The sequence below is a fragment of the Mesorhizobium sp. M1365 genome (assembly GCF_040317865.1).
Classification (GTDB): domain Bacteria; phylum Pseudomonadota; class Alphaproteobacteria; order Rhizobiales; family Rhizobiaceae; genus Mesorhizobium.
Window position 1 is genome coordinate 135,506 of the sequence record NZ_JAMYLG010000005.1, and the last position, 19,507, is coordinate 155,012.

General features: G+C 61.9%; 24 protein-coding genes. 7 read left to right on the plus strand and 17 right to left on the minus strand.

The features are described from left to right. Window positions 1–8 precede the first annotated feature (8 nt). The 3 genes from NKH04_RS08405 to NKH04_RS08415 are packed head-to-tail and all read left to right on the plus strand — an operon-like array spanning window position 9 to window position 1,888. The gene (locus NKH04_RS08405) at window positions 9–338 is read left to right on the plus strand and encodes an L-rhamnose mutarotase (RefSeq protein WP_023676093.1); all 330 of its coding nucleotides are present in this window, start codon (window positions 9–11) and stop codon (window positions 336–338) included. Further along, window positions 331–1,407: a Gfo/Idh/MocA family protein gene (locus NKH04_RS08410; protein ID WP_352612152.1), complete on the plus strand. Its 1,077-nt coding sequence runs from the start codon at window positions 331–333 to the stop codon at window positions 1,405–1,407. Before NKH04_RS08405 ends, NKH04_RS08410 begins: the two co-directional genes overlap by 8 nt. Before the next feature lies 1 nt (window position 1,408). After that, window positions 1,409–1,888 carry a MaoC/PaaZ C-terminal domain-containing protein gene (locus tag NKH04_RS08415; RefSeq protein ID WP_352502203.1) on the plus strand — a complete coding sequence of 160 codons (480 nt, stop codon included), beginning with the start codon at window positions 1,409–1,411 and terminating at the stop codon, window positions 1,886–1,888. A 212-nt stretch (window positions 1,889–2,100) separates the two neighbouring features. Here NKH04_RS08415 and NKH04_RS08420 read toward each other — a convergent pair whose 3' ends face one another. The 9 genes from NKH04_RS08420 to NKH04_RS08460 all read right to left on the minus strand — a co-directional run bounded on the left by NKH04_RS08420 (window position 2,101) and on the right by NKH04_RS08460 (window position 9,927). Beyond that, on the minus strand, window positions 2,101–3,057 hold the full coding sequence (locus NKH04_RS08420) for a C-terminal binding protein (protein ID WP_353044232.1): 957 nt from the start codon (window positions 3,055–3,057) through the stop codon (window positions 2,101–2,103). 12 nt (window positions 3,058–3,069) lie between these two features. Beyond that, on the minus strand, window positions 3,070–3,828 hold the full coding sequence (locus NKH04_RS08425) for an HpcH/HpaI aldolase family protein (protein ID WP_353044233.1): 759 nt from the start codon (window positions 3,826–3,828) through the stop codon (window positions 3,070–3,072). Window positions 3,829–3,871: 43 nt separating this feature from the next. Continuing rightward, a complete protein-coding gene (locus NKH04_RS08430) occupies window positions 3,872–4,582 on the minus strand; it encodes a hypothetical protein (RefSeq protein WP_353044234.1) in 711 nt (236 codons plus the stop codon). Window positions 4,583–4,608: 26 nt separating this feature from the next. Beyond that, window positions 4,609–5,919, minus strand: coding sequence for a TRAP transporter large permease (locus NKH04_RS08435; protein ID WP_352472901.1), 1,311 nt, complete (start codon window positions 5,917–5,919; stop codon window positions 4,609–4,611). 3 nt (window positions 5,920–5,922) lie between these two features. Beyond that, window positions 5,923–6,435, minus strand: a complete 513-nt coding sequence (locus tag NKH04_RS08440) for a TRAP transporter small permease (RefSeq protein WP_352472900.1) — start codon at window positions 6,433–6,435, stop codon at window positions 5,923–5,925. A 78-nt stretch (window positions 6,436–6,513) separates the two neighbouring features. Next, window positions 6,514–7,491 carry a TRAP transporter substrate-binding protein DctP gene (gene dctP, locus NKH04_RS08445; protein ID WP_352472899.1) on the minus strand — a complete coding sequence of 326 codons (978 nt, stop codon included), beginning with the start codon at window positions 7,489–7,491 and terminating at the stop codon, window positions 6,514–6,516. 80 nt (window positions 7,492–7,571) lie between these two features. After that, on the minus strand, window positions 7,572–8,117 hold the full coding sequence (locus NKH04_RS08450) for a flavin reductase family protein (RefSeq protein WP_352472898.1): 546 nt from the start codon (window positions 8,115–8,117) through the stop codon (window positions 7,572–7,574). Beyond that, a complete protein-coding gene (locus NKH04_RS08455; RefSeq protein WP_352472929.1) occupies window positions 8,117–9,211 on the minus strand; it encodes an LLM class flavin-dependent oxidoreductase in 1,095 nt (364 codons plus the stop codon). The genes NKH04_RS08450 and NKH04_RS08455 overlap by 1 nt, the downstream gene beginning before the upstream one ends. Beyond that, on the minus strand, window positions 9,211–9,927 hold the full coding sequence (locus NKH04_RS08460) for a GntR family transcriptional regulator (RefSeq protein ID WP_352472897.1): 717 nt from the start codon (window positions 9,925–9,927) through the stop codon (window positions 9,211–9,213). Before NKH04_RS08460 ends, NKH04_RS08455 begins: the two co-directional genes overlap by 1 nt. Window positions 9,928–10,103: 176 nt before the next feature. Between NKH04_RS08460 and NKH04_RS08465 the strand changes: the two genes are divergently transcribed. Then, a complete protein-coding gene (locus NKH04_RS08465) occupies window positions 10,104–10,634 on the plus strand; it encodes a hypothetical protein (RefSeq protein WP_353030522.1) in 531 nt (176 codons plus the stop codon). Window positions 10,635–10,677: 43 nt separating this feature from the next. Here NKH04_RS08465 and NKH04_RS08470 read toward each other — a convergent pair whose 3' ends face one another. The 5 genes from NKH04_RS08470 to NKH04_RS08490 form a co-directional block, all read right to left on the minus strand. Beyond that, window positions 10,678–10,896 (minus strand): hypothetical protein, encoded by a 219-nt coding sequence (locus NKH04_RS08470; protein ID WP_352542035.1) that lies wholly within the window; start codon window positions 10,894–10,896, stop codon window positions 10,678–10,680. A gap of 3 nt (window positions 10,897–10,899) precedes the next feature. Next, on the minus strand, window positions 10,900–11,079 hold the full coding sequence (locus tag NKH04_RS08475) for a hypothetical protein (RefSeq protein WP_352472894.1): 180 nt from the start codon (window positions 11,077–11,079) through the stop codon (window positions 10,900–10,902). Between the two features lie 125 nt (window positions 11,080–11,204). Further along, window positions 11,205–11,417, minus strand: a complete 213-nt coding sequence (locus NKH04_RS08480) for a hypothetical protein (RefSeq protein WP_036244132.1) — start codon at window positions 11,415–11,417, stop codon at window positions 11,205–11,207. Window positions 11,418–11,511: 94 nt separating this feature from the next. Next, window positions 11,512–11,949, minus strand: a complete 438-nt coding sequence (locus tag NKH04_RS08485) for a GFA family protein (RefSeq protein WP_353044235.1) — start codon at window positions 11,947–11,949, stop codon at window positions 11,512–11,514. 25 nt (window positions 11,950–11,974) lie between these two features. After that, complete coding sequence (locus NKH04_RS08490; RefSeq protein WP_352472892.1) at window positions 11,975–12,193, minus strand: hypothetical protein; 219 nt, start codon at window positions 12,191–12,193, stop codon at window positions 11,975–11,977. Between the two features lie 134 nt (window positions 12,194–12,327). Between NKH04_RS08490 and NKH04_RS08495 the strand changes: the two genes are divergently transcribed. Next, a complete protein-coding gene (locus NKH04_RS08495) occupies window positions 12,328–14,628 on the plus strand; it encodes an FdhF/YdeP family oxidoreductase (RefSeq protein WP_352472891.1) in 2,301 nt (766 codons plus the stop codon). Window positions 14,629–14,694: 66 nt separating this feature from the next. Here the strand turns inward: NKH04_RS08495 and NKH04_RS08500 are convergent, their stop codons facing one another. Continuing rightward, entirely contained in the window at window positions 14,695–15,054 is a 360-nt protein-coding gene (locus NKH04_RS08500) for a response regulator (RefSeq protein ID WP_352918086.1), read from the minus strand. After that, window positions 15,051–18,155, minus strand: coding sequence for a CheR family methyltransferase (locus NKH04_RS08505; protein ID WP_353044236.1), 3,105 nt, complete (start codon window positions 18,153–18,155; stop codon window positions 15,051–15,053). Before NKH04_RS08505 ends, NKH04_RS08500 begins: the two co-directional genes overlap by 4 nt. Before the next feature lie 166 nt (window positions 18,156–18,321). Here NKH04_RS08505 and NKH04_RS08510 point away from each other — a divergent pair, with 166 nt between their 5' ends. Both NKH04_RS08510 and NKH04_RS08515 read left to right on the plus strand, forming a co-directional pair. Further along, on the plus strand, window positions 18,322–18,519 hold the full coding sequence (locus tag NKH04_RS08510) for a hypothetical protein (RefSeq protein ID WP_352472888.1): 198 nt from the start codon (window positions 18,322–18,324) through the stop codon (window positions 18,517–18,519). A 1-nt stretch (window position 18,520) separates the two neighbouring features. Beyond that, a complete protein-coding gene (locus NKH04_RS08515) occupies window positions 18,521–19,117 on the plus strand; it encodes a response regulator (RefSeq protein WP_352472887.1) in 597 nt (198 codons plus the stop codon). Between the two features lie 24 nt (window positions 19,118–19,141). Here the strand turns inward: NKH04_RS08515 and NKH04_RS08520 are convergent, their stop codons facing one another. After that, window positions 19,142–19,411 (minus strand): hypothetical protein, encoded by a 270-nt coding sequence (locus NKH04_RS08520; protein WP_352472886.1) that lies wholly within the window; start codon window positions 19,409–19,411, stop codon window positions 19,142–19,144. Window positions 19,412–19,507 lie beyond the last annotated feature (96 nt).

The following is a 19,507-nucleotide window of genomic DNA, read 5'->3' on the forward strand; positions in this document are numbered from 1 at the left end:
AGGCGGACATGCAGCGAATGGGAATGGTGCTCGGCCTCAAGCCGGAGAAAGTCGCCGAGTATGTGCGGCTTCACGCTGCTGTGTGGCCGGACGTCCTCAAGATGATTTCCGCCTGCAACATCAAGAATTATTCGATTTATCTGAGGGAGCCGGAGCACCTTTTGTTCAGCACCTTCGAGTACCACGGCACCGACTATGCCGCCGACATGGCGAAGATGGCCGCCGATCCCACGACGCAGGAATGGTGGGCGCTCTGCATGCCATGCCAGGAGCCGCTGCCGACCCGCAAGGAGGGCGAGTGGTGGGCGTCGATGGACGAAGTCTTCCATTATGACTGACGACATTTTCGATCCTGCCTCGCTTTCCCAGGCCTGGGCACAGCCGTCAAAGCCCAGGCCGATCGTGATTTTCGGCGCCGGCTCGATCGTCGGCGATGCGCATTTCCCGGCCTATGGGAAAGCCGGTTTTCCGGTTGCCGGGCTTTTCGACCCCGACCTGCCCAAGGCGGAAAAACTGGCGCAGAAATGGGGCGTCGCCGCTTACCGGTCGGTCGAGGAAGCTGCGTCAATCAAGGACGCCGTCTTCGATCTGGCGACGCCGCCGGCTCATCATGCCGGCGTGCTCAGGGCGTTGCCCGATGGTGCGGTGGCGCTGATCCAGAAGCCGATGGGCAGCAATCTCACCGAGGCGACCGAGATCCTCGAAATCTGCCGCGCCAAAGATCTGAAAGCGGCGGTGAATTTCCAGCTGCGCTTCGCGCCGATGATGCTGGCGCTCAGGGATGCGATCGCCAAGGGCTGGCTGGGCGAAGTGGTCGATTTCGACGCATGGCTTGCGCTGGCGACACCCTGGCAGCTCTGGGAATTCCTGTTGCGGGCGCCGCGCGTCGAGATCGCCATGCATTCGATCCATTATCTCGACCTGATCCGGCAATTGCTCGGCGACCCCAAGGGGGTTCACGCCAAGACACTCGGCCATCCCGGCCACAAGGTTGCGCAAACGCGCACCAGCGCGATCCTCGACTATGGCGACACGGTGCGCTGTGCACTGTCGATCAACCACGATCACAAATTCGGTCGAAAACACCAGGCCTGCGAATTCCGCATCTGCGGCACCGAAGGCGCCGCTTACCTCAAACTGGGCGTCAACCTCGACTATCCGCGCGGCGAGCCGGACATTCTCGAAATCTACCCCAAAGGCGGCACGGACTGGATTGCGGTTCCACTCGTCGGCGCATGGTTTCCGGACGCCTTTGCCGGCCGCATGGCCAATGTCCAGCGCTACGCGTCGGGCGAGGACGCCGAGCTTGTCAGTTCCGTCGAGGACGGCTGGAACACCATGGCGCTGGTCGAAGCGGCCTACCGATCGAGCGCGGCGCCGGCAACACCGATAGCGGCGAGGCCCTGACATGGAGCAGACAGTCTATTTCGAGGACTACCGGATCGGCTCGTCGCGCATGACCAGCGGGCGCACGATCACCGAGACCGACTTCGTCGTCCATGCCGGCCATACCGGTGATTTCTTTCCCCACCACATGGACGCCGAGTTCATGAAGACGACGCCGTTCGGGCAGCGCATCGCCCACGGCACGCTGGTGTTTTCGGTCGGCGTCGGGCTGACGGCCAGCGTCGTCAACCCGGTTGCCTTCTCCTATGGCTACGACCGGCTGCGCTTCATCAAGCCGGTGTTCATCGGCGATACGATCAGGACCCGCACCACCATCTCGGCTAGGGAAGATGACCCGAAGCGACCCGATTCAGGCCGGGTCGTCGAGCGCTGTGAGGTGATCAACCAGCATGGCGACGTGGTGCTGGTCGCCGATCACATCTACATCGTCGAGCGTCGCGACAAGCCGAGCAGAGCCTCGACAGATGACGCTGAAACCTAAAGACAAAAAACCGCCTTGCGGCGGGTCCTCGGTGAATCATCACCATACCCAAATTAGTAGCATAGCTGCCGGCACAAAGCAAGAACAAAATGTGGCAAACCGGATAAATCGCGACAGGTTGCGCTGCCCCTTATCGCCCTGCGAACCCCGATTTGCAGGACTTGGGTTCCGCGGAGCAGGCGGATAGAGGTGGTGCCGACATCGGGAATTGGTCATATCCGGTTGACCGGATATGCAGGCTTGCCGCCGCGCAGGACTGATGCGACATCCGCAAACACCTTGTTGCGAACCTCCGCGTAAGACTGGGTCGAGTAGTGCGCCGCGTGTGGACTGACCAGGACGGTGTCCAGCGCCAGCAGCGGATTGTCGGGCGAAGGCGGCTCCCGCTCGAACGTGTCGATGCCGGCGCCTGCCAGATGGCCGCGCCGGATCGCGTCCGCCAGTGCGACCTCGTCGACCAGGCCGCCGCGGGCCACGTTGATGAGTATCGCCCCTTCCTTCATCCGCGACAGGGCTTGCGCCGACATGATGTTTCTGGTCTCCGGTGTCGCTGGAACGTGCAGCGAGACGATGTCGGCCCTGGCAAGCAGCTCGTCGAAGCCGACCGGTTCGGCATCACCGGCCGCGATGCGCTCGGCCGGCATATGCGGATCGTAGGCGATGATGTGGTAGCCGAAGACCCGCGCCCGCTCGGCTGTCAGCCGCCCGATCTGGCCGAAGCCGATCAGGCCGAGGATCTGCCTGTCGGGCCGTGTGATGCCGGCGCCGTCGGTCATTGCAGCCCAGCGGCCGGCGCGCACCGCGCTGTCGAACTGCTTCAGCCTGCGCGTCAAGGCCAGGATCAGGGCCATGGCGTGGGTGCTGACTTCCACCAGATTGGCGTCCGGCACGTAGGTTACCTGAACACCGGCACGGCTGGCGGCCTCGACGTCGATCGAATCGAGCCCTACGCCGAACCGTCCGATGACCTTGAGCCCCTTCAGTTCCGCCAAAACGCGAGCCGTGATCGGCTCTCGCAATACCATCAATGCGTCGGCGTCGCGGCAGTGTTCGATCAGGGCATCTTCCGTGAGCAGCGTCTTCTCGACAAACTCGGCGTTCAAGCCGTCAAGATAGCGCAGCTGCTCCTCCTCGACTGACAGCACACCGTCGGTCTTGATGATCTTCATGGCAAACTCTTGCTATGAGGCGCTGCGCGCCGAGGCGACGCCGGCGGCAAGGCCGGCGCCGAGAAACATCGTGTCGCTGGCCAGCATGTAGAAGCTGATGCCGTGCCGCGACCATTTGCCGACATCATCCGCCGAAGGGCGAAAGATGCCGACGGCCTTGCGGGCCGTGCGCGCCGCGGCCGCGATCCTCATAATCGCTGCATTGAGCTTTTCCTGGCGGGCCGGCCCCATGGCGTCGATCGAAACCGACAGGTCGCCGGGACCGATGAAGATCACGTCGACGCCGTCGACCTGGACGATGTCGTCGATGTTGGCGAGCCCTTCGGCCGTCTCGACCTGGATGGCGACCGTCAGGACCTCGTTGGCCGAGTTGAGGTAGTCCGGAATCCTGTAGCCGTAACCGGCGGCGCGGCCCGGGCCGACACCGCGGGCGCCGACCGGCGGATACCGGCAGGCCATGACCGCCATGCGCGCTTGCTCGGCCGTGGAGACGCGAGGTACCAGGACGCCCGACGCGCCGGCGTCGAGCGCGGCCGCCATCCACTCCGGCGTGTGGCCGGGAACGCGCACCATCGCGGGAACCTTGTGGACATCGGCGGCGCGGATCAGATCCTCGAGCCGTTCGCGGCCGATCTGCGAATGCTCCCAGTCGATGCACAGGAAATCGACCCCGCTGGCGGCGGCCACTTCGACCGCCACAGGGTGCGGGATGGCACAGAAGGTACCGATGAGGCGATCGAGAGAGATACATTTCTTGCGAAAGTCGTACATGAAATCTCCAGAAATTTTCGGCGTCGGCAAAAAACCTGTTCGCCTATGTGGCCCTTGACGAAGGATGCACGGCTTCCGTCGACATCGGAAAATGCCGGCTGCCGCCTGAAAACGGCGCAAAAGTCTTGTAGTCGGCGCGCATCTGCAGCCGCGCCGGCGATTGCAGCGCGTGCGTCAATGCAGCGGGACTGTCAAACATGACGCGATTGCGCTGCATATGGTCGATCCGCGGCCAGGGCAGCGAACCGCACCAATCCAGTCGCGACAGAACCTCGATGTGGCGAATGCCGGGGAAGCCCCGCATCAATTGGGGATGATGCGTCACATAGTGGTAGAGCCAGGCATTCATGTCTTCGGCCGGCCCGGGATAGTGGACAAGATAGCTGCAGGGCAGCCCGGACGTCTTAACGCCAGCGTCGTCGACGGGAAACGGACGCACGCACATTGCCTGTTGCGTCGGCCCCGAACCGGCGATGCTCGACAGCATACCAGGTGCGGCAAGCGCCTGCAGATGGCCGGACGGCGCCAGCGCCGCCTCCATGTCCGCCAGTTCGTCGAAATAGAGCTGGAAGCCGAAGACCGGCGGCGGACCATCGTTGTTGAACATGTCCGCCACTTCGGGCAGATAGATGTTTGCAAGCGCAAGGCCCGGCGTCGATGCAATCACACGCCGCACGGCGTCAACATCTTCGCCGGCGATGGCCAAATTTGCCTCGCGGTCATCATGGAAGAAAGCAAGATAGGCAAAGCGCATGTGGACACCTGCTGGATCGAGTTCGACTAGATCAAATTCGGAAGAAAGAGAGCGATCTGCGGAAAGAGGACAATCAGCAGGATCAGCAGAAGCGTCAGCGCGATGTAAGGCGCCGCAGCCATGGCAACCGTCTTGAGCGATGTGCCTTTCGGCGCAACGCCGATCATGATGAACAGCAGCAGGCCAAACGGCGGCGTGGTGAAGCCGACCTCGTAGGCGAGCAGCAGGATCAGCCCGAACCATACCGGCTCGTAGCCGAATTGCTGGGCGATCGGCAGGAAGATCGGCAGCGTGATCAGCATCATCGAGACCTGATCCATGAACATGCCGAGCAGCAGGATGACGAGCACCATCATGAGCAGCATGGGATACGGTCCAAGATCGTAGCCGACGATGAACTGGATAAAGCCGTTGGAGGCGCCGGAGAAGGCGAATATCTGCGAGAACGTCGTCGAAGCCGAGATGATCAGGAAGGTCATGCCGGTGACCTTCATCGCATCGTCCAGCGACTTCCAGACAACCGACCAGCTGAACCGCCGGTAGACAAACAACAAGGCGAAGACAGCGGCACAGCCGAGGCCTGCCGACTCGGTCGGGGTCGCTATTCCAAGGATGATCGTGCCGACCACCATGAACACGATGACGCTCATCGGAATGATGTTGACGGCGACCGCCCTCACCTTCTCGGCCGCGGGGACGGCGGGCACCGGATAGTGCGGAGCGGCGTCCGGATCGATCTTTGTCTGCGCGAAGATCAGCGCCGCGTACATGAGAACGAGCAGCAGTCCCGGCAGAGCCCCCGCTATGAGCAGCGCGCCGACGTCGATCTGGGCCAGCGAGCCGAGCAAGACGGCCAGCGAGGATGGCGGGATGATGACGGCAAGGCTTCCGGCGCCAAGCACCGGGCCGTAGGCCATGTGCGGCTTGTAGCCCCGCTTCAGCATCTCGGGCACCATCAGCGAGCCCATCATGCCGGTATTGGCGAGGCTCGAGCCCGACAGCGCGGAAAAGATCGTGCCGGCGGCCAGCACGACATAGGCGAGGCGTCCGCGCAGATTGCCGATGCACAGGTCGAGCGCGTAGACGACCTTCTCGCCGAGGCCGGAGCGGAAGAACAGGCTGCCCATGACGAGAAACATCGGCAGCGGGGCAAGCGCGTAGGTCGAGACAGCGTCGGAGAAGTTGGCGACCATCTGCGTCACGCCGATCGAGCCGCCGAAGAACAGATACAGCCCGATCACATTGGTGACGAAGAACGCGAAGGCGACCGGCAGCCCAAGGCCCATCAACACCAGGATGGTGCCAACGAGCACGGCGAATGGAAACAGCCAGGCCACCGGTCAGAGCCCTTCCATTTCCAGCGGATCGAGCGTGTACAGCGTGTCACGGCCGAGCAGATATCTGAGCCATTCCAGCGCCGAGAGATAGAAGGCGAGCATGATGGGCAGAAAGACCAGCCATTTCGGCATATCGAAGCTGCGCGTTTCGTATTCGCCGCCCGCAACGGCACTTGTCAGCGAAGACAGAGCGACGCTGCCGAGGTAGAGGCTGACGCCGATGCAGGCGAGATAGACCAGCTTTTCAAGCACCACCCGTGCCCGCACCGGCAGCGCCTGGCGCAGGAACTCGACGAAGACATGGCCCTTGCTGTGGACCAGCCAGGGCATCGGCAGGAATGCCGCGTAGAGCAGGCCGTATTCCGTCGCCGACACCGCCCAGGCAAGCGGCCTCAGGCCCAGATTGCGGACGCACACATCAGCAACCACCGCGACGATGATGAGGCCAAGCACCACTTTTGCCGCCGCCGCCAACGCAAGGCTCAGCTTCCCAATCGCTGCAAACAATCTGTCCATGCCCGACGACCCCCATGTCCACCTTCGTCCTCTTGGCCCAGCTTTGATGGAGGGCACGCAAGGCACCCTCGGCTCGGGCTACTGGAAGAATTTCTTCAACTGATCGATGTTGGTGGGATCGCGTTTGGCCATTCTCGCCCAGCTCGCCTGCGTGGCAGCCGCCAGGAATTTGTCGCGGCCGGCGCCGGTCAAGCTGATCACCTTCTGCCCGCCGTCGATCATCGCCTGTGCCTGTTTTTCGGACTGGGCAAGGTTGGCGTCATAGCTCGCGCGCTCGTATTCGACGGCCGTGTCGGCAAGCAGCTTCTGCGCTTCGGGCGACAGCGTGTCCCATTTGGCCTTGTTGATCGAGATCAGCACGTCGGTTTTGAAGAACTGCGGGTCGACACGGTATTTGGTGAATTTGTCCCAGCCGAACGACGCATAGCCAAACACGGTATACGCGTTGGCATTGACGACGCCGCGCTCGAGCGAGGTATAGACATCCCCCGGCGCTTGCACGATCACCGTTGCGCCCAAGGATTCAAGGAAATCGCGGTAGAGCGGCGACGAGCGGATCTTCAGACTGCCCCAGTCGATGCTGCCTTCGCTGTTGAGCTTGGGTTCGTCGACGGTGAAGACGTTGAAGCCCGAGCCCGCGTCGACATGCGCCAGCAGATGGGCATTGGCCTTCTTCTCGAAAATCCCGCTGATGAAGTCCCAGCCGCCATTGTCGCGAACCTCCCACGGCGTCTTCGTCGATGCGGAGAAAACCTCGCCTTCGGGCACGAGTTCGAGGAACTGCCCTGCCGGTGTGTCGATCACATCGATCAGGCCGCTCCTGAGCGCCGCGCCCTGCTGGATCGGCGGAATGACCTCCGGCCCGCCACGGACGTTGATCTGGACCACGCCCTTGCCCTTTTCGTTCACCTTCTGAACGAACTTCAGGAAGCTCTGCGCGTAGCCGTTCTGCGTCGGCGTAAAATGCACGGCGTTGAGGACGACCTCTTCGGCCGCGGCGCTACCCGCCACACCCGACATGAGTGCAGCCAGAACAAGGGATTTCCAAATGCGCATTGCCATACTCCCTTTGATAGTTCGTCCATGATCGGGTTCGATCTAAAATTGCAATCGCCGCGCCGCCGCGTGAACGGCGGTTAGTTGGCATCATCTCCTACTGTCAGGAACCGCCCATGCGCGTAGAAGACCGGCGATCGATGAGCGCGGTCCAGCGCAACGCCCGACACGATGCCGATGACGATCATGTGCGATGCCCGCACGATGATTTCGGCCACCCGGCATTCGAATATTGCCCGTGCGCCGACAAGCAAGGGCGCGCCGGTTTCGCCACGCACCCATGATCCGGACGAGAACCGCGCGGCGCCCTTGGCTTTGGTCATGCCGCCAAAGGCACGTACAACGTTCTCCTGGTCGCCGGCGGGAAGATTGACCGAAAACGGCAAACCTTCGTGAATGACCGAGGCAAAGGTGCTGCCGCGGTTGACACAAGCCAGCAGCGACGGCGGCTCGGCGCTGAACGAGCAGAGAGCCGTCGCCGTGATGCCGCAAAAACCGATCTCGTCATGTTCCGACGCGAGGATGGCGACCGAGCCCGCCACGGCCCGCATAGCCTGCTTGAACGCGCGCGGATTGATGGAGTCGTGCCCATCCACCCACGGCGTCGGAATGGCGGCCGCCGGCATCAATTTACTCGAAGCCCGGCCTGGCGCATCAGCGGCAGCACGCGGTCGCAGAAGAAGGGCAATTCGTAGGTGTAGTTGACGAATGTGAGGGCGGCGCCGGAATAACCCTGTTCCATGATCTCGGTGAGGTCGTCGACGATCTTTTCCGGCGTGCCGATGAGCGGGAACGTCCCGGCACCACCGGCGAACCTTTGCCGATATTCGGTGAAAGCCTTCGCATCGTGCGAGTTCGCGAATTCCTTCTTCTTGCGCATGTGCTCGTCGACCGCACCCTCGTCCGCGCATTCCAACGCGTAGTGCCGGTAGTAATCCTCGGCTTCCTGCTGGGTCTCCCGGCAGACGACGTGACAAACTGTACAGACGCCGACTTCGCGCCCGACTTCGGCCGCGCGGTTGGTGATGTCGACCACATGCGCACGGCCGTCGGCAATTTCGGAAAACGTCGAAAACAGATAATCGCAGTGGCGCGCTGCGTAGTTGCGCCCCGGCGCGCCGAAGGCGGCGTTCATGGTCACCGGTCGCGGCGCCTGCAGGCTTGGCGGCCGGCTGACGACCCCCTTCAGATCATAGAACTCGCCGCCGAAGTCGAACGGCTCCCTCGATTGATAGGCACGCACGATGATGTTGATCCATTCCTCCGCTTGATCGTAGGTTCGATCGCCGACCGTCTGCCCGAACATCGCGAACTCGTCGGGGTTCCAGCCGCAGACAATGTTCAAGCCGGCCCGCCCATTGGAGATGTGGTCGACCGTCGCCAGCGCTTTTGCAGCCTGCAGCGGATGAACCAGCGGCACATGCACCGTCATGAACAGGCCGATGTTTTCCGTGGCGACAGCAAGGCCCGCCGCCCAGGTGAAAGTCTCGAACGACCATTCCCGCACATGCGTCAAACCGCCGAAGCCGCGCCAGCGGGCGATCGGCAGCAGAAACTCGAGGCCGGCGCGGTCGGCGATGCAGGCGGAATTGAGGTTGTCCTCCCAGCGGGCACGCCAGCGCTCGGGGACGGTAGTCATTGCCAGGCCGCCATCGGCGTTCATTGAAAATACGCCGAGCTTGAACCTGTTCGGCCCTTTCAGCGGGTGCTGCTTCCTGATCATGCTTTCCCCTGCCGCGACATGCCCTCACCTTCACCGTTGGAGTTTTGAAACGGTGGGCTAAGCTTCATGAAACGCTCCTCGGCGTTCTGAATGAAGTGGGTCATGCGGTCGTAAGCGGCGACGGCGTCGCGCTTGACGAATGCCTCATAGATTGCGCGCATGCCGGCAACGATGACGGCCTGCGTCGGCTGGTGCGACAGCGTCCTTAAGCGCACGACGAGCACATGGTCGGCGAACCTTGCAATCGTTTGGGAAAGGCGCTCGTTCTCGACGGCGCCGAGCCAACAATTCCTGAATGCCGAATTGGCCTGGAAAAAGCGGTCGGCATCGCCGGCGGCGGCCGCAGCCTCGGCCTCCCGAAGCGCGGCTGCCAGGGTCTTGAGGCCAGCGGCGTCAAGTGTCCGTGCCGCGTGCGCGGCGGCCCGTGGCTCAAGCAGGCGGCGGACCTCGAAGATGTCGGCGACATCCGTCGCGGTAAGCGTGGGCAGGGTGAAGCCGCGTGTCGTGCCGACGAGATAGCCCTCATGCACCAACTGCATCAAGGCGTCACGGACAGGCATTCTGGAAATGCCGAGCTGGGCGGCAATATCGACATCGACGAGCTTCTGGCCAGGCGCCAATTCGCCATGCTGTATCGTCAGCCGGATTTGTTGATAGACCTGGGCACGCAGATTGCCATCGCCAACCCGTTTGAGCTCTATCGTTTCCGTCATCCACGCCTTCCCATGCGAAGATTTCGTATATTGTTTGAGGCTGTGTTCTCGCAGTCGTGCCGTTTGAAATGCAGCCACGTGTCGGCAGAAATCCACCTATCAGCCATGTTCCCGGCTCAAGTGGAGCATAGGCTGGATCACCTGGCAAGATGTTTTAAGTTTATAATGTATACTGTTTGAGTTCGCTGTCCGGAGGGCAATGGATCGCGCCATCCGTGCTGCCGCGCCGCGCCACGGCGGGGACAGCTAACGATCCGCGCGGTTCGGTAAAAAACGTACAGACGTTTTTCCGTGACACATCGAAGTTGACGGATTTAACTAAAATTACTTGCGATCTGCGCGCGCCGGCACGCCCACCCCGATCCCTCGCCGGTACGCATTACTGGATCGCCCGCCGTATCGAAAGGTGCGGCGGGCTTTTCGTTTCGTTTGGCGGGGAGGCGCTTATGCGAGACTTGCCCAGGAATATCGACGCCGACGTCGTGATCGAAATCAGCAAGCTGCTCGACGACCGGGCGAAGTCCGTGCCGGTGCCGGTGCACAAGCTGGCGGCGATGATCCGGCTGGGCGTCGAGACGCGTCTGACCGATCACTCCATCGAAGAACTGATCGTGGAGATGGCCGCGACGCGGGGGCTTCCGATGCTGTTCGACTTGCCGGTGGTCGACAACGTCGTGCCGATTGCCTCGGCGCGCCGTCCCCGCTGACACTTCGCTCGAACCTCACCGATCGTCGCGTCGCCGGCCGACTTCACTTGTCCTGATGCGCGGACCGGGTGTCGCCTTTCTTTTCGGGGTCGTGGGTATGGTGGCTGTCGTGTTCGCCGCCGCCGCCGGAAACCTTGCTGTGGCTGCGACGGTCGGAGTCGGCCGGCGGCTTTTCGACGCTCAGCGGCTTCTTGGCGTTTTCGTGCGCGGCGCCGGGACCGCCCTGGCGGATGCTGGCAGGAGTCTTCTTCGACGTGGACATGACCTAGCGATCCTGGACGTTGCCTTGATGGGTGGTGTTGACCTTCGTATTGCCTTGCTGGCCCTGCTTGTCGGGATCCGGAACGGCTGATTGCGGTGCCTGGTCGGCTGCTACCGGTTTTTTGTCACCGGTGCCCTTTGGGCTCAGGTTCTTCGGCGGCACAGGGGGAGGTTTTGTGCTCATGGCGTGTCTCCTTCCGTCACCCAAACAAGCGGCTCGGGAGAAAGGTTCCCGATGGCCCGGTCCGAACGGCAATTGCCGCGAATAGCCGGGCCCGCAGGCGGTGGCTTGGCCGGCGGGATCCAGGATTATTTCTTGATGATGTTTCCGTTGTTCAGATCGAAGGCCTGGGCACCGAACGCCTGCCTGAAGAAATCCTCCTGCAGATCGCCCCATTCGCCAAGATAGGCGCCGCAATTGCTGCAATAGATCGGCGTCGAATCCTTCGGGTTGTCGGGAATTTCCATCAGGATCGTCCCGCACGCCTTGCAATCGAGCTTGTCATCCAAACGGCGGCCCATTGGCCTATAATTGCGCGTTTTCGGCCGCGCGCCAATTGTCGTATTCGTACGAAACTGCGAACGGTACGTTTTCCACCTCCAAGCGGGCAGCAGGCTAGCGGTCCGCCGGATTTCCGAAAGCGGGATCGCGCCGCCTCGAATACCTTCCCACCCGCGGCAGCTCGTCTGGAAAGTCGACCCAGGGAAGCCTCATGTCCCAATATGCGTGGGCCTGCGGCGGAAACCGTTCGGGGTGGTCGAGAAAGCCGATCGACAGATAGAGTTCGTCGGGCAGGCCCTGGTCGACATAGCCGATCGATGTTCCGCAATCCGCACAGAAGGACCGGAGCACGCCGGGGGTTTTCGAATAGGTCTTGGGCGTGCCGGTGAGCAATGTGAATTCGGAAGGCCGATAGCCGACCCACACCGTTAGCGGGCTTCCTATCGCCTTGCGGCAGTCGTCATCGTGATCGGAGCAAATCCAGAACGGCTCGCCGCGCATCTCCGCCGTTATGGCGCCGCAAAAACAGGACCCCGTTTCAGTTCGTGGCATTACCTGCCTTCATTGCTGACCTCACTCATTGCTGGCCTGGCATTTCGGTATTTTCCTTGGGGTTCTTCTTGATGCCGGCGGCAGGCGAGGTATCGGCCGGAGCATTGCCACCCTGGTTCTGTTCAGGGGCTCTTTTGAGCGGCGAAGTTCGCCAGCCCATATCGCCGTACAAAAAGCCGATGAGAAAGCCGACGATGATGATGGCCGAAATCACCATCGCAATTAACGCGTTACGTCGCTCCATTTCGCGCGGCTCCTTTCTTCGGGCCGAACAAACGATGGCGGAAATGGTTCCGGCGAGACGGTACGGACCCGGCCCGGAACATTCAGCCTTACGGCGGGTTCTTATGCATGCTCTTCTTACAGGGAGTGGCTCGCATGAAACCCGCCGTAACCGATCGCATCGAAACCAAGAAATACGACCACCCGACAGGCGGCTGGGGATCGCTCAAATCCCTGGTCCGCAAGGCGCGCGGCGAAGGCCTGCTGTTGTCCGGGATATGGAGCACGCTGCTCAAGCAGAACAAGGCCGACGGCTATATGTGCGTGTCTTGCTCATGGGCAAAGCCAGCCCAGCCGAGGCCTTTCGAATTCTGTGAAAACGGCGCCAAGGCGACGATGTGGGACCAGACCAAGCTGCGCTGCGAACCGGCTTTCTTCGCCGAGCATTCGGTGACGGAACTGCTCGATTGGCCGGACCACGATCTTGAGAAGCAGGGCAGGCTTACCGAGCCCATGCGCTACAATGCCGCCACCGACCGTTACGAGCCGGTTTCCTGGGACGATGCATTCCGCGACATCGCTGCCGAACTGCGGCGGCTCGATCCCAAATCGGTGGTGTTCTACACGTCCGGCCGGGCCTCGCTCGAGGCCTCGTTCGTGTACCAGCTTTTTGCGCGGATCTATGGCTCTTCGAACCTGCCCGATTCGTCCAACATGTGTCACGAATCGACCTCGGTCGGCTTGCCGGAATCGATCGGTTCGCCGGTCGGGACCGTGCAGCTCGAAGACTTTGCGAAATGCGACATGATGTTCTTCTTCGGGCACAACACCGGGGTGACGGCGCCGCGCCTGCTGCATCCGCTGCAGGAGGCACGTCAACGCAACGTGCCCGTCTTCACTTTCAATCCCTTGCCCGAGCGGGGACTGAAGCGCTTCAAGAATCCGCAAAACCCCCTCGACATGCTGTCGCCCGGACCGGGTACCAAAATGTCCAGCGACTACTTCCAGGTTCGTTCGGGCGGCGATATCGCCGCGATGACGGGTATCGCCAAGGCGTTGCTGGCGCTCGACGACGACGCCCGCGAAAGCGGCAGGACGCGTGTCCTCGACACGGCTTTCATCGCCGAACACACGCATGGCTTCGCCGAATTCGAAGCCTTCCTGCGCAAAACCCAGTGGAGCGATATCGTCGCGCGATCCGGCATTGCGCAGACCGACCTGGAGCATGTCGCCGAGGTCTACAGCCATGCCAACGCGGTGATCGGCAATTACGGCATGGGCTTGACCCAGCATCGGCACGGCACCGAGAACGTCCAGATGCTGTGCAACCTTTTGATGCTGCGCGGCAATATCGGAAAACCCGGCGCCGGCATTTCGCCGCTGCGCGGCCATTCCAATGTCCAGGGGCAGCGCACCGTCGGCATATCGGAAAAACCCGAGCTCGTCCCGCTCGACAAGTTCGCCGAATTCTACGCCTTTGAACCGCCGCGCGAAAAAGGTCTCGATACGGTCGAAACCTGCGAAGGCGTCATCGACGGATCGGTCAAGGGCTTCGTCGGGCTCGGCGGCAATTTCGTGCGGGCCGTGCCGGAAACCGGCCTGGTCGAGAAAGCCTGGCGTGGGCTCGACCTGCATGTCGAGATCGCGACCAAGCTCAACCGCAGTCACCTGGCCGCCGGCCGGGCAACCTATTTGCTGCCTTGCCTGTCACGGCTGGAAAGAGACCATCAGGCAAGCGGCGACCAAAGGGTGTCGGTAGAGGATTCCACCGCCTGTATCCACGGCTCGTTCGGATCGCGACCTCCGGCTTCGCCGCATCTGCTTTCAGAGCCCAGGATCGTCGCCGAACTCGCCAAGGCCACGGTGCCGGGCAGGAGTTCGATCCCATGGGATGAGTGGGTTGGGGATTATTCCCGCATCCGCGACGAAATCGAGCGCTGCTACCCCCAACATTTCCGCGACTTCAACGAGCGTTTCCTGACGCCCGGCGGCTTCCATCGCGACATCAAGGCGAGCAAGCGGGTGTGGGAGACGCCGAACAAGAAGGCCAATTTCAAGCTGCCAAGTGGCCTTGAAACCGATCCCGACATCGATGTCGCCGGCGATGATGTGCTGACACTGATCACGGTGCGCTCCAACGACCAGTTCAACACCACCGTCTACGGCTACAACGACCGGCTGCGCGGCATCAGCGGCACACGTATGGTGCTGTTGATGAATGAAAAGGATATCCAGCGCCTCGGTTTGAGCGCGGGACAGGAGGTCGATCTCGAAGCCAACGCGCGGGACGGTGTGGAGCGCCGCGTGCACGGACTGCGCATCACGCCTTACTCGGTGCCGGAGGGAAATTGTGCCGGTTACTACCCCGAGCTCAACCCGCTGGTTCCTTTGTGGCACAGAGCCGAGAGGGCTCATGTTCCGGCGGTCAAATCGGTACCGGTGCGGATATTGCCATAGGCGTTCGTCGTTCGCGGCAGGCACGCACCACGCCGATGTGACCTGGCGCGACTTTCAATCGCGATCTCAGCCGGCTCGCGCGAGTTCATCCACGGCATTCAGGATCGCACTCTGGCTCGCCGGCTTCTGCACCATCCTGCAAGCGCGGAACCCGGCTGGAATTTCGCGTTCGCCATACCCGGAGAGGAAGGCGAACGGAACACCGCGCATCCGTAACGCTTCCGCGATCGGATAACTGGTCTCGTCGTTCAACTGGATATCCAGCAACGCGGCGTCGATCCCGCCTTCGCCAACGAGCCGGAGTGCCGCCGTTACCGACGAAACAGGTCCAACCACCTGATGGCCGGCTTTGCGCAGGTAAGCCGCCGCGTCGTCGGCGATCAGCCATTCGTCCTCGACGATCAGCACACGCATCTTTCCGGTCACGACGAGCCCTCACGGGTCAGAGGGAATGCGATTTCCGCCTCCAAACCATTTGAGTGGAAAGTTGTTTCAACCTTTCCGCCCAGCCGGTAGCCGATTTCTCCGCGCAGAAGGGTAAGGCCGAAGCCGCTGTCGGTTGGCTCCTTGATGCGGGGGCCGCCCTTCTCGCGCCAAGTGAGCCTGAAGGTTCCGTCCGCCACCGACCATTTCACGACTATCCGCCCGGCAGGTTTCGAAAGGGCGCCATATTTAGCGGCATTCGTCGCCAGTTCATGGATTGCCATGCCGAAGGAAAGCCCTTGTACCGGCTTGAGGCTCACCCGTTTGCCATGGAGTTCGAACCGTTCGGCCCCGAAGGGATCGAGTTCCTGGCGCAGCAGTTCCTCGACGGAAGCTTCGGTCCAGCTTTCTCGCGAGAGCAGACTGTATGCTCGTGACATCGCCTGCAGGCGGCCGATCAAGGCGTCGGCGAACTCGTCTTTCGACGCCGAGTTTTCACGGGTCCGGTTGGTGATGCTGGCGACGACCGCCAGCATGTTCTTGACGCGATGGTTCAGCTCCGAGATGAGCACCTGCTGACGCTCTTCCGCCTGCGCCAGCGTCGTCACGTCGATCATGGTCACGACCACGCCTTGGACGCCGCCGCTCTTGTCCCGATAAGGGTTGATGCGAACCAGGTGAAACCGGCCGTTGTCATCGCGCGCAAGGTGATGGTTCAGGGTCTCTCCCGTCTCGAACACCGCCTGGATGTGCCGCTTCAACTCGGGGTAGTCGAGTCGGCTCGAAAGATCGGTCAGCGGGCGGCCGACATCGGACGGACGCAAGTTGAAGAACGACGACGCGGCGGGAGTAAAGGTCCGCACCACAAGGTTGCGGTCGAGGAAGATGGTGGCGATTTCCGTGCTTTCGAACAAGTTTCTGAGATCGCTGTTGGCGCGATCGAGTTCCTCTATCTTGCCGGTCAGCTCCGCGTTGATGGTGTTTAGCTCTTCATTGAGCGACTGCATCTCCTCCTTCGAGGCCTCAAGCTCCTCATTGGTCGACTGCGCCTCTTCATTGACGGAGACGAGTTCCTCGTTCGAAGATTTTACTTCCTCCAGCGCGGTTTCGTATTCCTCGATGGTCGATTGCAGCCGCTCGCGTGTGTCGCGCAACTCCCGCTCGAGATCGGCCGCGTCGTCGGTGCCGCGGCTTTCGTGTGCCGGCTCGGAGCGGATCTGGGACTGTCCCACCGGATTGAACAGGACGAGGTAGAGGGGCTCGCCATTACCGCGTTCCGTGTATGGCTCGACCGTCAATGTAATGAACTGAAGCTGTTCGTCGTCTTCCTCGACCGCTATATTCTCCCGCACGACCGTGCGGCGCGTCGTGGCTGCTTCCCGCAACGCGGCGCGCAGTTCCAGTCTCAGCCCGTGGCGGGCCTGGGTCAGCAACTGCCGGCTCGGGGCGCCTTGCGGCGCTTCCAGATATTTGCCCGTCCGCGCCGAATAGTAGACGATGTCGCCATCGCCATTGACCAGAACGTGAGGCGGGGCGAACCGCTCCAGCACCTGAGCCTCGATCGCCTGGCGCAGTGAATGGCTGGTCGCATCCTTCTTCGAGCCGCCGCGTCCGACCGGAAGGGCACCCGTGCGGCCATTGCCGATCAGGACCGGCGGCCGCGGCGTGGCATGTTCCCGCGCCTGGAATATCCGCTGCTTCTTGTCGACCGTGGCGAACAGGTCACCGTGCTGACCGATGGTTTCCGAGGTCCCGAGGAACAGATAGCCGCCCGGGCGCAGCGCGTAGTGGAAGATCGGGATGACCCGGTTCTGGATCTGCGGGCCGAAATAGATCAGCAGGTTGCGACACGAAATCATGTCGATGCGCGAGAAGGGAGGGTCGCGGATAATGCTGTGCGGCGAAAAGATGCACAGTTCGCGCACCTCCTTGCCGAGCACATAGCTCTCGCCGTCACTGTGGAAAAAGCGTTGCCTGCGCTCGGGCGAAAGCCCGTGCAGCAGCGCTTCTGGATAACGTGCCGCACGCGCCACCGCGAGCGCCGGCTCATCGATGTCGGTCGCGAATATCTGGACGCGCGGCTGCGCCGAAAGTTTCTCCATGCGCTCGCGCATCAGCATGCCGATCGAGAACACCTCCTCGCCGGTGGCGCAGCCGGGCACCCACACACGCACCGCATCGGAGGCGTTCTTGCCTTCGAAAATCTGCGGTATGATCTTGTCCTCCAGCAATTTGAACGCGTCGGCGTCGCGAAAAAAGCTGGTGACGTTGATGAGGAGGTCGCGAAACAGCTTCGCCACCTCGTCCGGATCCCTTTTCAGCCGTTCTGTGTAGGTGGTGATCGACTGCAGCTGCGTTATCTGCATGCGCCGCTTTACGCGACGCAGGAACGTCTTGGCCTTGTAGCCGGAAAAGTCGTGACCGGAATGGCTGCGCAAAATGGTGTAGATTTCATCGCGGGCTCGATCCATCTCGGCCTTGTGTTCGTCGTCTGCTTCGGTCAGGCCGTTCAGCACGTCGAAACTGCGGACAAACGCCTGAAGCTTTGCACCGATCTGCTCGGCGGGCGCCGCTATGTCGATCAGGCCGCTCGAAATCGCGCTCTGCGGCATGGCTGGATTGCGCGGGCCGGAACCGTTGGAGGCCTGGGCAATGGTCAGCCCGCCATGCTCCTTGATTGCCCTGGCGCCGAGCGTGCCGTCCGAATCGCCACCCGACAAGATAATGCCGACGGCATACTCGCCCTGGTCCTCGGCCAATGCGCTGAAGAAGATATCGATCGGCTTGCGCTCGCGGCTGAACGTGTTCGGCCGGCGCAGCGAAAGCGCGCCCTTACGGATGGTGAGAACGACGTTTTGCGGCATCACATAGACCTGGTCGGGTTGGACCGCTGCCCCCTCCTCGGCCACCAAGACCGGCATTTCGGTGTAACGTCGGATGACCTCGTGCAGCAGGCTTTCCCGCTCCGGGCTGAGGTGCGTGACGACGACGAACGCCATGCCGGTGCCGCCGGTCATTCCCTTGAACAAGCCCTCCATCGCCGGAATGCCGCCGGCCGATGCACCGACGCCGACTATGGGAAATCTGCCATTCTGGGATGCCACGCCAAGCCCCTGGTAACAGCCGCGAACACAAAGCCGTCAAATCGGGCCTCAGACCCTAATCACGCCTCAGACTAAGACCGGGCCGAGCCTGAGGCCAGTAAATAGTCCAGTAACGGAACAAAGCACCGCGGCTGGGCATTAACATTTGACTTCGGAGGCGGTTCCAATGGCAAGACGACCACCTGAAATAAAGCCGGCCAAGCGAATCCTGTTGCCCTCGCCGGATCTGACCAAGTTCCCGGTATCTGAAAACATCCCGCCTCGCCTGCTCGCGCTCGCGGAACGGTTGCAAGAGGTCCTGGCCCGCCATTTTGCGGAAGTCCGCGCCGACAGCCGTAAATCCCGCAGGAAGAAGGAACAATGAGGTGCGCGACCTGCAAGGCTTGCATATCCTGATCGTCGAGGACGAATGGATGCTGGCGGGCGATCTTGCACGTTACTTCAGCAAGATGGGCGCCGTGGTGCTTGGCCCGGTGGCGACGGTCGAACAGGCATCAAAACATACGGACGAGGCGGAGGCCGCGATCCTGGACGTCAATCTCAACGGACGACGGGTATTCCCGATCGCCGACGAGTTGATGCGCCGTGGCGTGCCGTTCGTGTTTTTCAGCGGCGACGAAGACATCGTTATTCCTGAGCGCCTTCGCTATGCCAGCAGCCTCCGAAAATCCTCGAACGGCCAGGCTGTCTTCGATGCTCTCTTCCCAGCCGAGACGTCGGCATCGAAAGGAGGCCGATCGTCGGAGCCCTCGGACGACGTATTTTCGCTGCTGCCCAAGCTCAGGCTCGCGGCGCGCCTGCTGCTGGGAGATGTGGAGGCCTCCGACCGGCTGGTCGAGCGAACGCTCGAACAGGCCATCGGCGAAATCGACAAGAGACGATCCGGCTCCTCCACGGAGGACTGGCTCAACGGCATCATGCGAAACATCGTCAGGGCACGCGGGCCAAACCTGCTGCACTGACCGTGGCCGCTGTTTGCCGCGATCCTACTTCCGGCTGCGTTCGACGAATTTGTTGAAGCGGCTGGTCTTTCCGCCGCTGGTCTCATCCTGGTAGAGGAAGGCCAGTTCGTTCTCATCGAAGATCCTGAAGAACTCGTCCCATTCGACAGGCTCGAACGTCTCTTCAGGCTCGCCGAAGTCGATGCGCAGTATGCCTCCCTCGCCCTTGGTGCGCACCACCGCCGGTCGCCCGTCGCGGTCCTCGGCCCAACGGCGGATTTCGTCGTGATCGGTGGTCGTCCTGGATTCAGACATCGCAATCTCCCTTCGATTCCACCGCAGGCCGCGAGATCTCACGCGTTGCTCCGGTCTGCCCTCACACAACCAGCAGATGCATTGCTGCCCGGCATG

Bases quoted from the DNA above. Each gene is read 5' to 3' on its own strand.
- NKH04_RS08405 (WP_023676093.1), top strand. From the start codon at position 9: ATGCAGCGAATGGGAATGGTGCTCGGCCTCAAGCCGGAGAAAGTCGCC.
- NKH04_RS08410 (WP_352612152.1), top strand. From the start codon at position 331: ATGACTGACGACATTTTCGATCCTGCCTCGCTTTCCCAGGCCTGGGCA.
- NKH04_RS08415 (WP_352502203.1), top strand. From the start codon at position 1,409: ATGGAGCAGACAGTCTATTTCGAGGACTACCGGATCGGCTCGTCGCGC.
- NKH04_RS08420 (WP_353044232.1), bottom strand. From the start codon at position 3,057: ATGAAGATCATCAAGACCGACGGTGTGCTGTCAGTCGAGGAGGAGCAG.
- NKH04_RS08425 (WP_353044233.1), bottom strand. From the start codon at position 3,828: ATGTACGACTTTCGCAAGAAATGTATCTCTCTCGATCGCCTCATCGGT.
- NKH04_RS08430 (WP_353044234.1), bottom strand. From the start codon at position 4,582: ATGCGCTTTGCCTATCTTGCTTTCTTCCATGATGACCGCGAGGCAAAT.
- NKH04_RS08440 (WP_352472900.1), bottom strand. From the start codon at position 6,435: ATGGACAGATTGTTTGCAGCGATTGGGAAGCTGAGCCTTGCGTTGGCG.
- dctP (WP_352472899.1), bottom strand. From the start codon at position 7,491: ATGCGCATTTGGAAATCCCTTGTTCTGGCTGCACTCATGTCGGGTGTG.
- NKH04_RS08450 (WP_352472898.1), bottom strand. From the start codon at position 8,117: ATGCCGGCGGCCGCCATTCCGACGCCGTGGGTGGATGGGCACGACTCC.
- NKH04_RS08460 (WP_352472897.1), bottom strand. From the start codon at position 9,927: ATGACGGAAACGATAGAGCTCAAACGGGTTGGCGATGGCAATCTGCGT.
- NKH04_RS08470 (WP_352542035.1), bottom strand. From the start codon at position 10,896: ATGTCCACGTCGAAGAAGACTCCTGCCAGCATCCGCCAGGGCGGTCCC.
- NKH04_RS08475 (WP_352472894.1), bottom strand. From the start codon at position 11,079: ATGAGCACAAAACCTCCCCCTGTGCCGCCGAAGAACCTGAGCCCAAAG.
- NKH04_RS08480 (WP_036244132.1), bottom strand. From the start codon at position 11,417: ATGGGCCGCCGTTTGGATGACAAGCTCGATTGCAAGGCGTGCGGGACG.
- NKH04_RS08485 (WP_353044235.1), bottom strand. From the start codon at position 11,949: ATGCCACGAACTGAAACGGGGTCCTGTTTTTGCGGCGCCATAACGGCG.
- NKH04_RS08490 (WP_352472892.1), bottom strand. From the start codon at position 12,193: ATGGAGCGACGTAACGCGTTAATTGCGATGGTGATTTCGGCCATCATC.
- NKH04_RS08495 (WP_352472891.1), top strand. From the start codon at position 12,328: ATGAAACCCGCCGTAACCGATCGCATCGAAACCAAGAAATACGACCAC.
- NKH04_RS08510 (WP_352472888.1), top strand. From the start codon at position 18,322: ATGGCAAGACGACCACCTGAAATAAAGCCGGCCAAGCGAATCCTGTTG.
- NKH04_RS08520 (WP_352472886.1), bottom strand. From the start codon at position 19,411: ATGTCTGAATCCAGGACGACCACCGATCACGACGAAATCCGCCGTTGG.